The organism is Terriglobus sp. YAF25 (assembly GCF_052113305.1).
Taxonomy (GTDB): Bacteria; Acidobacteriota; Terriglobia; order Terriglobales; family Acidobacteriaceae; genus Terriglobus.
In genome coordinates, this window is the sequence record NZ_JBFRCY010000134.1 from 1 (window position 1) to 12529 (window position 12529).

Below are 12529 nucleotides of genomic sequence, written 5' to 3' on the forward strand. Positions count from 1 at the left end.
CGGCTTATCAATCTCGCGAGACTCACCCCAGCCAAGCCAGGTATCGGCGCGTGAGTACAGCACCATCGTCAGCGCCTCTTCTTCCTCAATCGTCAGCGAGTCGAACTGCGCGCGCAGCTGCACGCCGTCATACCAAACCACCGTGGCGGGAATCTCGGCATCGCCATCCAATACCGGGAAGACGACCTTGATGTTGTCGCCGGCGTGGAGCGTGGCATTGCCTTCCACGTTCATCTGCAGACCGCCGCTGGAGATATCCGCGGTAAGACCGGAGATCACAGCACCATCCGGAGCAATGACATCTGCGGGCACGCTCATCGTGATACGCACCGTCTGACGCCGCTGCTGGCTTTCCCAGGCCACGGCCGTCGCTACGCCCAGGATCATGATCGAGAAGAACGTCCACAGCACGTTCATCCAGATCGTGCCTGGATGTGTGCCGTCATACAGTCCGCTGAGATAGTTGAACGGGAACGGAAGCGTGGGCGAGAAGTAGAAGTAGCGCGGAATCGCCATCAGCAGCCCGATGACATTCAGCACCAGCATCACCAGGAAGGGCTGCGCAATGCGGGAGTCAAAGAACCTGCGATTGACCACGCCGCCCTTCGCCGTCACGTTGAACGAACCCAGCTTTGGATTGACCAACGCCATCATCGTCGGCAGGAAGATATACGGCGCCAGCACGGTCTCGTAGATCTCATTCCAGAAGGAGTGTCGATGCTGTCCCTGAATACGTGAGTTCGTGATGCTCGAGAGCACCAGATGCGGGAATGCGTAAGCCAGAATCGCAGCCCAGTAGCCGGGGATATTGGTGTGACCAAGGATCAGGTAGATGAGAGGCGCCGTCAAAAAGATCAGACGCGGCAGGCCATACAGAAAGTGCGACATCGCATTGAAGTAGCAGAGGCGCTGCGCCGGCTTTAGTCCCTTGGCAAAGAGAGGGTTGTCCGTACGCATGACCTGGATCATGCCGCGTGCCCATCGGATACGCTGCTTGACGTGACCGCTCAGACGCTCGGTCGCCAGACCGGCCGCCTGGGGAATGTTGATATAGGCCGTATTCCAGCCGTTGATCTGCATGCGTAGCGAGGTGTGCGCGTCTTCCGTCACCGTCTCGACAGCGATGCCGCCGATCTCATCGAGAGCTTCGCGCCGCAGTACAGCGCAGCTTCCGCAGAAGAAGGTGGCGTTCCAGAAGTCGTTGCCGTCCTGCACAATGCCGTAGAACAGCTCGCCTTCGTTCGGAATGATGCGGAACTGTCCCAAGTTGCGCTCGAACGGATCGGGCGAATAGAAGTGGTGCGGCGTCTGCAGCATCGCCAGCTTGCGATCGCGCAGGAACCAACCCACGGTCACCTGCAGGAAGCTGCGCGTCGGCACGTGGTCGCAATCGAAGATCGCAACCAACGGGGCGCTCAGCCGCTTCAGAGCGCGATTGATGTTGCCGGCCTTCGCATGCGCGTTATCGTCACGCGTCATGTAACCGATACCAGCTTCTTCGCAGAACGAGCGAAACTCTTCGCGTTTTCCGTCGTCAAGAATGTAGACGTTCAGCTTGTCCGCCGGCCAGTCGATGTTCATGGCCGCAAGCGCGGTGTAACGCACAACACTGAGCGGTTCGTTGTAGGTCGGAATCAGCAGGTCGACCTCGGGCCACTCGTTCGGATCCTCCGGCAGAGGCACGGGGGTGCGACGCAAAGGCCAGATGGTCTGCAGATAGCCAAGGTAGAGGATCAGGAAGGCGTAGGTCTCTGCAAAGCAGAGCGTCAGGATGAAGAAGGCATCCAGGGGTCCCCACTTTGTTCCCGGATCCTGAAAGAACTCCACGACCGTTGCGATACGCCAGTAGCCATACCGGAAGGTTGAGAACATTGACGCCAGCATCAGCGTCAGCGTGACCAGATAGCTGCGAGAGCTACGATCCATCCATACGCCGATCAACACGGTCAGCAGGCCAAGTACAGCCTGCTGCGGCCAGGACAACCGGAGCATGCCTGTGGTTCCCAGGACGAAGAAACCGCCCAGGATCACCAACACCCTTACCAACTTCATCACCAGACTGTCGCCAGTCTCAAACTCACGCCACGCCGTGGTATGCGTCATCGTTCCGTCCACCTTGCTCCGCGGAATCCGGCTGTTGCCGGCGCGGTAGCCGCACGCACCCACGTTGCCACGTTCATAAAGTCTTCAGAGACAGGGCTCGACGGAGCATAGTCGATCACCGTCATGCCCTCTGCCAGAGCCTCACTCACCGCGGGATTCCGGCGGATGGTAAAGGGCAGAAGGCGGTCACCAACCAGCTGCCGCATCACCTCACGCACATCCAGGTGCAGCGGCAGAGAAGAATCAAACTGGTTCAGAACATAGTTCGGCCGTACCGGACGCCCATCGGCATCCGTGACTCCGTGGAAGAACTTCTCCACGGCCTGGAGGCTGATAACCGAGTTCATGTCGGGAGCCAGAGGCACAATCACAGTCGGGTTCAAACGTCCCAGGCGGCGCAGCAGCCAGCTCGAGCCGGAACTGAGGTCCACGATCATGCGATGCGCTCCCTGGCCGTTGCGAGCGACCTCATCCATCACCCACTCCTGGGTTGCCTGGTCGTTGCCCTTCTGATCGAGCTCATAGTTCACCAGGTAGATGGGAGCATCGGTGCTTCCGGGCGGCGGAGAGAAGGTCCGCACCACGCTCGGACGCAATTCACGCGCACCGAAGTAGAACGGCAGCAGACCATGCGATGTGGTATCGGTGAGCAGTACCTTTTCCCCCATGCTGGACATGGCGCGGCCCAGCGTAGCCACCATGCTGGTCTTACCGACACCGCCGGCGAGAGAAAAGATGACGAGGGTTGGAACGCGGTACTCCTGCTTCCGCACCGGCTGCGGATCGGTCTGTTCCTGCGAGTGATCAAACACACCCTTCAGGGCAAACCAGCGCGAAGCAACACGCTCACGCGAGTGCTGCAGCGTATCGGGCACCTGCGGCGGCTCCGGCTGCTGTTGCACAGGCTGAGGCTGCGGACGCTGCTGGCGATCTTCACCATACAGCCATGYCGGACGCACCGGACTCTGCTCCCGCTGCGCTGCCGGCACCGTGCCGCTCTGCCGCACCGGCGCGGGGCGATACATCGGCTGAACCGGTTCGCGCTTCTCCGGCATCGTCTCAACTCGTTCCTGCGGAGGATAGTTCTTGAGCGGCGTCTCGTGGACCGGCGGCAATGTGACCTCGTGAGGCTGTGGCTCCGCCCGAGGCATCGGAGGAGCGGGAATAAAGTTACGTACCGGTTCGGCAGGCGGCTCCACAACATCCGGACGCCGCGGCATGGTTGCCGGGCGATCTTCAAAGTGAGGCTGGGGAGGCTCCGGAGCCGGAATGAAGCTGCGTTGAGGCGCCTGGTAACGCGGCTCTTCGCGATAGGCGTCCATCTGTGCTGTTGGAACATCCGGACGATAGCCGCGCCGCAACTGCTGCTCCTGCGGTGCTGCCGGCTGTTCGGCAATACGCTCAGGCTGCTTCGGTGTCACCGGATCAATAATGGGAACCTTCTTCATGCCCGATGAAAATCCGGGCTGTACGCGCACCGCCGCACGAATTGCGGAGCTCTGCCGCAAAGCAGCGGCACGCTCGGCAGAAGAGGTATGCGGGCGATGTATATGGTGTTCGATCTCGACATCGTGCGTAGGCTTGATGTACGGATCGCTGATCTCGCCCGGGACAGCAGGCTGGGGTTGTTCGTTCTGCCAGCGACGCTCCTGCATCTCGGCATGAGCGTGGGCTTCAGCGGCTTCGCGCTCAGCACGGCGAGCCGCGGCCTCTGCGGCGGCGGCGGCTTCAGCGTGACGCGCAGCTTCAAGACGATCCTGTGCAGCCTTCTGCGCCTGCCGCGCGCTCTCAGCGGAAGCAGCAGCCCTTTGCGTCTCTTCCGTCTCAGCCGCTCCCAGAGCGAGCTTCTCGGCAACTTCCTCTTCGTGGCGCGCAGCCTCTTCGGCTTCCGTCTTCGCCTTCTCTTCCGCTTCACGCGCTGCTTCCGCGGCGCGATGCTTCATCTGAGCGCGGAACTCACGCCGCGACGCCGAAAAGTCACGATACTTAGCGCCCTGCAGATTCGCCCACGAATACAGTACGGCGACGTCTTCGGGGGTCTCGTCCGCAGCCTTCTGCTCTCCACTCCGCTCCGGATTATTGCTGTCCATAACTGCTCCTTGAGCCTCGTGTGCCGTCAAACCGTCAGCCAGTTACTGTCCGGAAAAGACACACTTTTTCCGCAATTGTTCGATCCAATGCCCTGAGCGTACTGGCCTTAGGAACTCAAGTCAATCACCAGCAGATGCTACTTAAGTGTCAGAAATCATGCATTTTGAGCCTTATGGAGACTGCCTTTCCATAGGGCCGGGCAACGCTGCACATGCCTCATTTGTGCTACCTTGAAGAAAGTGCGAGAGCGTAGCTCAGTTGGTAGAGCATCGCCCTTTTAAGGCGCTGGTCCTGGGTTCGAGCCCCAGCGCTCTCACCACTCTTCCTTCCATTTTTCTTCTCAACTCAGGGCGATTCTACCCACTCGATGGGCGACCTGAACCACACAGTAGTACCCATCTGGGCACGAATCCTGAACGTTACCTGTCAGGGCGTGTCATCCAAGTCCCAACGTCAGCAGGCGGGATAGACTTTCCCGATTCTTCCGTGCCCGTCACCCGCCCCTAACCTATGGGTCGGTCGGGAACAGGAGCTGTGGCGCAGAAACGCTCCAGGAACTCAGGGGCATACTGCTGCAGCAGCGTGTTGACCCGTTCCGCGCTCTCAGAGGCTACGATCAGCCCGGCGTGATGATGACGCTTCAACGTCTCGACCACCTCCGGAGCATCGAACGGCGACAGATCAGGCTCCGCCATCTTTGCCAGGCAGAGCACGCTGCCGGCATAGAGGCTGTTCACGCGAGGCAGGTCGTACTCACTTCCGGACATCGATGCGACCTCGATCTTCGCCCATTCCCGCCAGAGATTGATCCCGGTCGAGTGCTCAATGACATCCGCGATGTACGCTCCGCCAACGTAGTGGCTCTGCTTGTCGCCAAGCTCATCCAGCAGCGGCCAAAGATGCTGCGGTTGATGAATCTTCTGAATCCCGATCGCCGAGGCGCTTGAACGCGGCTTCAGCAACCAGGGCCCTGGAACGCTCTGCATGAACTCCCGCAGATCGTCGTAGTTCAGAATTGGCGTGAACTCCGGCACAAGCACGCCCGCTCTCTGGGCACGCTGCCGCATCGCCAGTTTGTCGCGAAAGAAGCGCGTGGTCGACTGGCCCATGCCGGGCAGGCGCATATGCTCCCGGATCAGCGCCGCCGATTCGAGTTCGAACTCGTCCAGAGCCACGATGCGATCAATGCGCTGGTGCCGTGCCCGATAGGTCACCGTATTCAGCACCTGTTCCGGGGTAAGCCCCTCGGGCATCGTCATAAGATCGGCCAGGGCTTCGCGCGGCCACGATGCATCCTTGAGCTTTTCGACCGTGAGCAACAGGACGTTGCAGCCGAGCCTTGCGGCCTCGCTGAGAAACGCCTTGCCTTTCTCATAGCTGGTGATGCACAGAATCGTCTCTTTGCCGTCGCTCATAGCATCCTCTCACCAGTCAACCGCTAAAGTTGCAGCGGTTCTTCAGCAAATGTCTGAGATACACCCTCTTCTACATCGGTCATCGGATCCACATATCCAGCCTGGCGCAGACCGGTGACATCAGCCTGCGTGAAGTGCTGGTACCGCCCATGCAGGTCCGCGGGGAACGGGATAAACGTAATCTTGCCCTCACCATGGACGCTCATCAAGGCCTTGGCGACGTCCTTGAAGGTCCGGGCCTTACCGGTGCCTGCGTTCACAACGGCCTTTACCGGCTGCTTCGGGCTCTCCGGGAGCAGACCTCCGAAGAACATGTTGATGCGCGCAAGATCCTTCACAAAGACGAAGTCGCGCAGCTGCTCACCGCTGCCGTACCCGCCTGTTCCCTCGAACATCCGGATCTCGCCCTGTGTCTTCAACTGTTTGGAGAAGTGCTGCATCACACTCGCCATGCGGCCCTTGTGACGCTCACGCGGACCGTAGACATTGAAGTAACGCAGACCGATCACGGTGGACTCAAAGCTGTTGATCCGCCGGCGCACATAGTTGTCGAAGACCAGCTTGGAGTAGCCGTAGATGTTCAGCGGCTTCTCGTTTTCCTTGGTCGGTGTGAAGTTCTCGCTCAGGCCGTAGACGGCGGCGGTAGAAGCATAGACCAACGGGATCTTGCGGTTGGTGGCGAAGTGCAGGAGCTCCTTCGAGTACGTGAAGTTGTTGTCCATCATGTACTGCCCGTCATCTTCCAGCGTGTTGGAGCAGGCGCCCTGATGCAGGATTGCGCGAATCTTCACGCTGTCGAAGTCGCCGGCGTTGAGCGCTTCGCGGAACTCATGCTTGTCCATGTAATCGGAGTAGTCCGCGCCCCAAAGGTTAACAAACTTCGGTCCGGTCCAATTCGCAGCGGGCGCGAAGTTATCCACCAGCAGGATGTCCTTCTCCCCGGCACGGTTCAGTTCATGAATCAGATTGCTTCCGATAAACCCAGCGCCACCTGTGACAATGATCAACGCGCTTTCTCCTTCAAATAGCTATCGCGGTAGGGATCCTGGGCGGACTTCAGCAGACGCCCGTAAGCTTCTTTACGATGTTGGTCGTTGAGAACCCGGCTACGGTAGGCACAATCTCCACGCGGCCTCCGGCTGCAATGACGATTTCATGGCCTACAACCGTCTCTATGGTGTAGTCGCCACCCTTTACCAGAACGCTCGGCTTCAGGTCGCGGATCAGTTCCATGGGCGTGTCTTCGTCAAACAACACAACCGCATCGACCGCGGCCAGCGCCGCCATCACACGGGCGCGTTCCATCTCTCCCACAACCGGCCGTGTTGGCCCCTTCAGCCGCTGCACGCTGGCATCGGTATTCAGGCCCACGACCAGCTTGCTGCCGAACCTCCGGCAGTCCTCGAGCAGCGTGATGTGTCCGACGTGCAACAGGTCAAAACATCCGTTGGTGAAGACGATGGTTTCGCCGGCGGCGCGCCACTCCTCGACACGGYGCTTCACGCGCTCCCGGTCAAGCACACGCTCATCAGACCGCAGGTCCTGGCTAGGCGTCAGCAGCTCAACCAGGTCGCCGGAGGTAATTGGCACTGTGCCAACCTTACCGACGACGATACCCGCAGCCAGATTCGCCAGTTCGATCGCCGTCTCGACCTTCAGACCACCGGCCAGACTGGCGGCAAGGGTAGCAATTACCGTATCCCCTGCGCCGGAGACATCGAAGACCTCACGTGCCCGGGCCGGCGAGTGATAGGTGTAGCCAGGCCGTACGATCCGAATTCCCTTCTCGCTCATCGTGACCGTCAGGTATTCGAACTCGTGCTCCACCACCTGCTTTTCCGCGGCATGCAGCAGGGCGTCCACTTCATACGATGGAACCCCCGTTGCCTGCGAGAGCTCATTCAAGTTTGGACAGACGGTCGTCGCTCCGGAGTACTTGCCCAGATCACGTGTCTTGGGATCCACCAGTACCGGAATCGCACGGTCGCGTGCGGCGCGGATCACTGCCCTGCACAACTCGTCGGAAAGCGCGCCCTTGGCGTAGTCACTCAGGATCACCGCATCGGCATGAGCGACTGCTGCCACCGAGGTATCAATCAGCCGCTGCAGATCCTCAGGGGAAGGCTTCTTCTGGCTTTCGATATCCAGACGCAGCATCTGCTGGGTCCGCGCCACGATGCGTGTCTTCGAGATGGTAGGCAAGCTGCCAGTGACGACCGGGGCATAGTTCACGCCATCCTGATCCAGCAGCGCGGCCAGTTCTTCTTTTTCACGGTCAGCGCCCCAGAACCCGGCGAGCGTGGCCTGTGCACCCAGTCCGGCCAGGTTCATGGCCACATTTGCGGCGCCACCGGCGCGCTCATACCGCTGTGCGTGCCGCAGCACCGGCACGGGGGCTTCGGGCGAGATGCGCTCCACCTCACCATGAATGTAACGATCCAGCATGATGTCGCCCACAACCAGAACCCGGAGGTTGGAAAACCCTCCCTCCAGCAACCCGAGCACCTCATGAACCTGCGGAAGCATCGTCTCTCCTTCTTCCCATCATCGCATTACGCGAACAATCCATCATTTCGCCAATGTTGACAGAGCCGCACGGACCTCGTGCATCACCTCATCCACGGTGATCGACATCAGGCACTTCTTTTTCTCCACGATGCAGGTCTCCAGGCCGCATCCCCAGCAGTCAACCTTGTGATATATCACTCTGTGTCCCGGGCCATATGGGAACCAGACCGCCGGCTTATTGCGAGCGGCGAAGATCGCCACACATGGCGTTTGAACCGCTGCCGCAAGATGCATCGGGCCCGAGTCGTGGCCGACAAACAACCTGGCATGGGCAAATGCCGCGGCGCTCTCACGCGGTGTGAGTTTGCCGCAGAGATTCACCACCGGGCCTCCGCCGGCCGCGCGCCAACCATCGGCTGCTGCTTCGCTCACCGCACTCTCTTCCGGAGCTCCAGCAAGCGCAAGACCGAACTCGGGATAAGCCGCGCCCATCTGAGCCAGCAGGCCGCGCCAGTTCTCTACGCCCCAGTCCTTTGCCTGCACCTTGGTGCCGACGCTGACGGCGATCACCGGGCGGTCACCCAACGGCTTCAGCAGGGCCGCTGCCTTGTCCTTCTCTGCAGGAACAAGCTCCAGATCCCAGCTTGCGGCGTCGTCCAGGCGTGCATCGCCCAGCTCGGCGATATTCCTCGCATGCTTTGCAGCTTCCTGCTCATAGATGCCGTTTTCATCCAGCCGGTTCTGCTGCATGTCTTCCGTAAGGGGAATGCCCACAAACTTCTTCACCCCGGCAAGGCGAAAGAACGCGGCATCACGCTTCGTATTGGCCAGGCCGCGGCCTGCTGCCAGATAAACGAGAACGTCGGGCTTGAACCGCCGTATCTCCCAGGCCAGCTTCGCTAATGCCAGAGGATTTCGCGTTCCTACCTGGTAGCGCATGTATCCATGGATCAGCCCCGTGGGGCCCAGTACTGCTGCCGCCGCAGGAGCCTTGCTGCTCACAGGCCAATTCGTCAACATACGCCGCTCGGCGTTTGGAAAAACCCGCGCAATTAGACGCAGGCTAGGAAGAACAATCAGCGTATCCCCAAGACTTCCCAGACGATAGACCAATACCCGCTTCGCATCGAGATTTGAAGTCATTGCACATAGAATATCCGCTGAGCATGTCTGTTCCGTTACTCGACGCCTTCACCATCACCGCGGCCCAGGATCTGCAGACCAAAAACTGGCATCTGCCCGAGCCTCCACGCACCACGCCGGCAGACCCGTTCGACGGCCTGCTCAGTCAGCTCCATCGAGCCAACTTCGACCTGTGGCACGAGGAAGACCGGGCCCGTGATCCCAACGCCAGTTCTGATCAGATCGCGATTACCAAACGAGCGATCGACATTTTGAATCAGCGCCGCAACGATGTGGTCGAACAGCTAGACCGCGCACTGCTTGAGGCCCTGGCGCCGCTCTCATTACCCAATACGGACGCGGCGCTGCACTCCGAAACGCCGGGACTGATTCTTGACCGGCTCTCTATCCTTGCGCTCAAGATCTTTCATACCCAAGAGCAGATTGACCGCACCGACATCACCGAAGAGCATCGCTCCAGGAACCAGGCTCGCCTCGCGATGCTCACGGAACAGCGCAACGATCTTGCCGGTTGTCTGGACGCTCTTTGGAGCGATGTCACAGGCGGCAGGCGCCGCTTCAAGCTGTACCGGCAGTTGAAGATGTACAACGATCCGACACTGAATCCTGTGCTCTATGCTCGGAGGAACGTCTAAAGCGTTTTCCCTGTTGCCGGGTATCCCGGAGGGGTCGTTCAGCGGCGTTTTCATTGCGGAAAACGCCCATGGATGCGGAAGCCCTACATGACACCCACAGGGAAAACGCTCTAACCGGAGTTTGGCGTTTCTTGACCTGTGCGCGTATCCTGCGTATAAATCACCAACGACTCTTTTAGACGCTACCCCTTACATAACCCTGCGTCTGAATCAACTGGAACCGCAACCATGGCCACGACCAAAGCCAAAACAGCAAACAATATACGTCGCATGCCTCGCACCATCGCTGCCCAGCCCGCCCCCGATGCTGCTCGTCAGCAGGCCCTCGAACAGTTTTCCGCTGCCGTCCAGTTGATGCAGTCCGGCAAGTTCGATAAGGCTCTCGTCGCTTTTGAAAAGCTCCTTCCCGATGCCCCGTTCGAGTTCGCAGATCGCATCCGCACCTTCCGTACCGCCTGCGCCAAGCAGACAGAGAAGGTCGCTGCGAAGTTTGCGTCAGAAGAAGAGCGCTGCGACTATGCCGTTGTTCTGTTGAACGACGGTAACTACGCCGACGCGCGCGAACATTTCGATGAAATTCTAAAGAAGAACCCACAGAGCGACTTCGCTCTTTACGGCCTGGCAGTGCTGTCGTCGATGACAGGAGACTTTACGGCGTGCCTGGAGCACCTGACCGTCGCCATCAGCATGAATCCGCAGCGTCGTATCCAGGCGCGTTCTGATTCTGACTTCCAGGACATGGCAGATGATCCACGATTCACGGAACTGCTCTATCCCGAGACCTAAACCATCGCGAATGGAAGAAAGAAAGGCGTGGCCTGTGGCCACGCCCTCTCTTTTAATTCGGTAAAACTGTCAGTTCGGCAGTGAAATCTCGGTGGTGTTGGCCGGTCCGGCGGCGCCACTGTTTTCTCCATCCTGCATGTAGCGCTTGAGCAACTGATGATGCAGGCAGTAGAGAGCCAACTCCAGGCGATCGCTTACGCCCAATTTGTCGTAGATCTTACGCAGGTAATTCTTGATCACCTGTTCGGTGGTGCCTAGCTGGAAGGCGATCTCCTTGTTACGCATGCCGCGCGTAATGCAGGAGATGATCGAGATCTCCTTGGGCGACAGGCGTGGCTGCACCTTAGGGTTGGTGAGGGTCGTCRCCTGTGCCCGATAGGCCTCGATGACCCAGTTGATCGACTGATTGTCGATCCAGGTCTCGCCGGCCGCGATCTTGCGGACGCACTTCACCAGCAGATCGGGAGAGATGGATCGGGCTACGACACCACGCACGCCGCGGCGATACAGTTCCACGGTATTCGCCTCATCAGTCTCCACCACCTGGACAATGATCTTGGCGTCCGGAGCTCGCTTGACCAGCTCGGGAATAGCGTCGATGGTGCCGGCGATCATCTGCCCCTCAAGCAACACCACATCGGTTGGATAGCGCTGCAGCGCCTGATAGAGATTGGGAAGATTCTCCGCCTGAGCGACGACACGGATATCGTCTTCAACGGCAAAAATCTTTCGCATGCCCACACGGTAGATGGCCTGGGAGTCAGCCAGAATCACACGAATGGCGCTACCTGCACCGGTTTGTCCTTCAGTTACATCCACGTCCTGGATCGGTTCGTTCCCGCTCATACTCAGCTTGCCTCAAGAGAATACTCATCGATCACCACAGCCGCTTTTTGCTCATTTTCAGACTGCTGATGACGTACAACCCTGCCCACACAATGCACCTTGACATCCGTAGACGTACCCATAATGGCGGACGGCATGGCCATCGTAAATTCCACCTTTGTGTCTACTCCCGGCAACTTATGGGCTACCAGCAGCAGACCACTGGCGGAAACATTCTCTGTCATTGCCTCGAGTATGCCTTCGGGGGTCTGCAGACTCACTTGCAGCCGTAGGGGAAATCGCACGGCGGTGCGTACAGGGTCTTTTGTCAGAGCGAAGCTGGGAGGCAGATAGGACATACGATTTCTCCCGCGGAATTGGGGCCCTTGTAACCTCTTACCCTCTTCTTGGTTACCACGGTGGACCCCAGTGTAACTCATTTACAAATACCCGCTACCTCAAATTTGAAACAAGAAGTTACCGTTTTGGGAAGAATCCGGCGGATCCGCCGACCCAGGTTTTATCGCGGTTATGGTCGACTCCCATCATGAGCCCACGTCCCATCCTGGCCAGGCTGATCATCGGCTGCATCCGTTTTCCTTCCGGCCAGAGATAGAGAATCCGCACCTCCACCTGGGTTGCTCCCTCAGGCGTCTGGATGACCGGCTCAAACTGAACCCGCTCCTGCAAGAGGTAGTTCCGGCGCTCCGCCTCCGGAATCGAGCGCAGCACAGTCTCCTCCGGGGCGAACGTAATTCCTTTCCCTGCAAAGGAATACAAGGGCTTCAAAATCCATTGCTCGCGTTTTTCAGGAAGCCGGTCGCGGCCTATGCCGGCTATCCAGTCGTCCAGAAAGACCGCGGCCGGTACCGTTCTGTGACGCAGATATGGAAGCGAGAACTTGCTGATACGGAAGTACCAGTTCGGGTGGCCGGCCCACTCGACGTCGAGCTCGTCCCGGTAATCGAAACCCGGAACAATTCCCTTCCGCTCCATCTCATCGACGATCGCCCGGTTGTAGAT

The 12529-nt window shown here is 59.1% G+C and carries 10 protein-coding genes, 1 tRNA gene and 1 pseudogene; 3 read left to right on the forward strand and 9 right to left on the reverse strand.

The features are described from left to right. The coding region (gene bcsA / locus AB4043_RS07480) for a UDP-forming cellulose synthase catalytic subunit (protein WP_442306779.1) at positions 1–2103 on the reverse strand (2103 nt) is incomplete at its 3' end. Further along, a complete protein-coding gene (locus AB4043_RS07485; protein WP_442306775.1) occupies positions 2100–4193 on the reverse strand; it encodes a cellulose synthase operon protein YhjQ/BcsQ in 2094 nt (697 codons plus the stop codon). The genes AB4043_RS07485 and bcsA, both read right to left, overlap by 4 nt. Before the next feature lie 244 nt (positions 4194–4437). On the opposite strand from AB4043_RS07485, the gene AB4043_RS07490 reads away from it, so the two are divergent. After that, positions 4438–4513: transfer RNA gene (locus tag AB4043_RS07490), tRNA-Lys, on the forward strand. 184 nt (positions 4514–4697) lie between these two features. Here AB4043_RS07490 and AB4043_RS07495 read toward each other — a convergent pair. From AB4043_RS07495 to AB4043_RS07510, 4 genes are read right to left on the reverse strand one after another with little or no spacing between them, the layout of a single operon-like run. Continuing rightward, positions 4698–5609: an ATP-grasp domain-containing protein gene (locus AB4043_RS07495; RefSeq protein WP_442306776.1), complete on the reverse strand. Its 912-nt coding sequence runs from the start codon at positions 5607–5609 to the stop codon at positions 4698–4700. A 23-nt stretch (positions 5610–5632) separates the two neighbouring features. Beyond that, complete coding sequence (gene rfaD, locus AB4043_RS07500; protein ID WP_442300103.1) at positions 5633–6616, reverse strand: ADP-glyceromanno-heptose 6-epimerase; 984 nt, start codon at positions 6614–6616, stop codon at positions 5633–5635. A 49-nt stretch (positions 6617–6665) separates the two neighbouring features. Further along, positions 6666–8135, reverse strand: coding sequence for a bifunctional D-glycero-beta-D-manno-heptose-7-phosphate kinase/D-glycero-beta-D-manno-heptose 1-phosphate adenylyltransferase HldE (hldE, locus tag AB4043_RS07505; RefSeq protein WP_442306777.1), 1470 nt, complete (start codon positions 8133–8135; stop codon positions 6666–6668). Positions 8136–8177: 42 nt separating this feature from the next. Then, positions 8178–9260, reverse strand: a complete 1083-nt coding sequence (locus tag AB4043_RS07510; RefSeq protein ID WP_442300105.1) for a glycosyltransferase family 9 protein — start codon at positions 9258–9260, stop codon at positions 8178–8180. A 23-nt stretch (positions 9261–9283) separates the two neighbouring features. Here AB4043_RS07510 and AB4043_RS07515 point away from each other — a divergent pair, with 23 nt between their 5' ends. Next, the gene (locus tag AB4043_RS07515; RefSeq protein WP_442300106.1) at positions 9284–9895 is read left to right on the forward strand and encodes a DUF4254 domain-containing protein; all 612 of its coding nucleotides are present in this window, start codon (positions 9284–9286) and stop codon (positions 9893–9895) included. Between the two features lie 228 nt (positions 9896–10123). Next, positions 10124–10681 carry a TPR end-of-group domain-containing protein gene (locus tag AB4043_RS07520; RefSeq protein WP_442300107.1) on the forward strand — a complete coding sequence of 186 codons (558 nt, stop codon included), beginning with the start codon at positions 10124–10126 and terminating at the stop codon, positions 10679–10681. A gap of 69 nt (positions 10682–10750) precedes the next feature. Here the strand turns inward: AB4043_RS07520 and AB4043_RS07525 are convergent, their stop codons facing one another. From AB4043_RS07525 to AB4043_RS07535, 3 genes and pseudogenes are all read right to left on the reverse strand, one after another. Then, positions 10751–11527, reverse strand: coding sequence for a response regulator transcription factor (locus AB4043_RS07525; protein WP_442306778.1), 777 nt, complete (start codon positions 11525–11527; stop codon positions 10751–10753). Between the two features lie 2 nt (positions 11528–11529). Next, a complete protein-coding gene (locus tag AB4043_RS07530; protein WP_442300109.1) occupies positions 11530–11865 on the reverse strand; it encodes a PilZ domain-containing protein in 336 nt (111 codons plus the stop codon). A gap of 118 nt (positions 11866–11983) precedes the next feature. Beyond that, positions 11984–12529 (reverse strand): annotated as a pseudogene (locus tag AB4043_RS07535) (hypothetical protein); the annotation flags it as partial.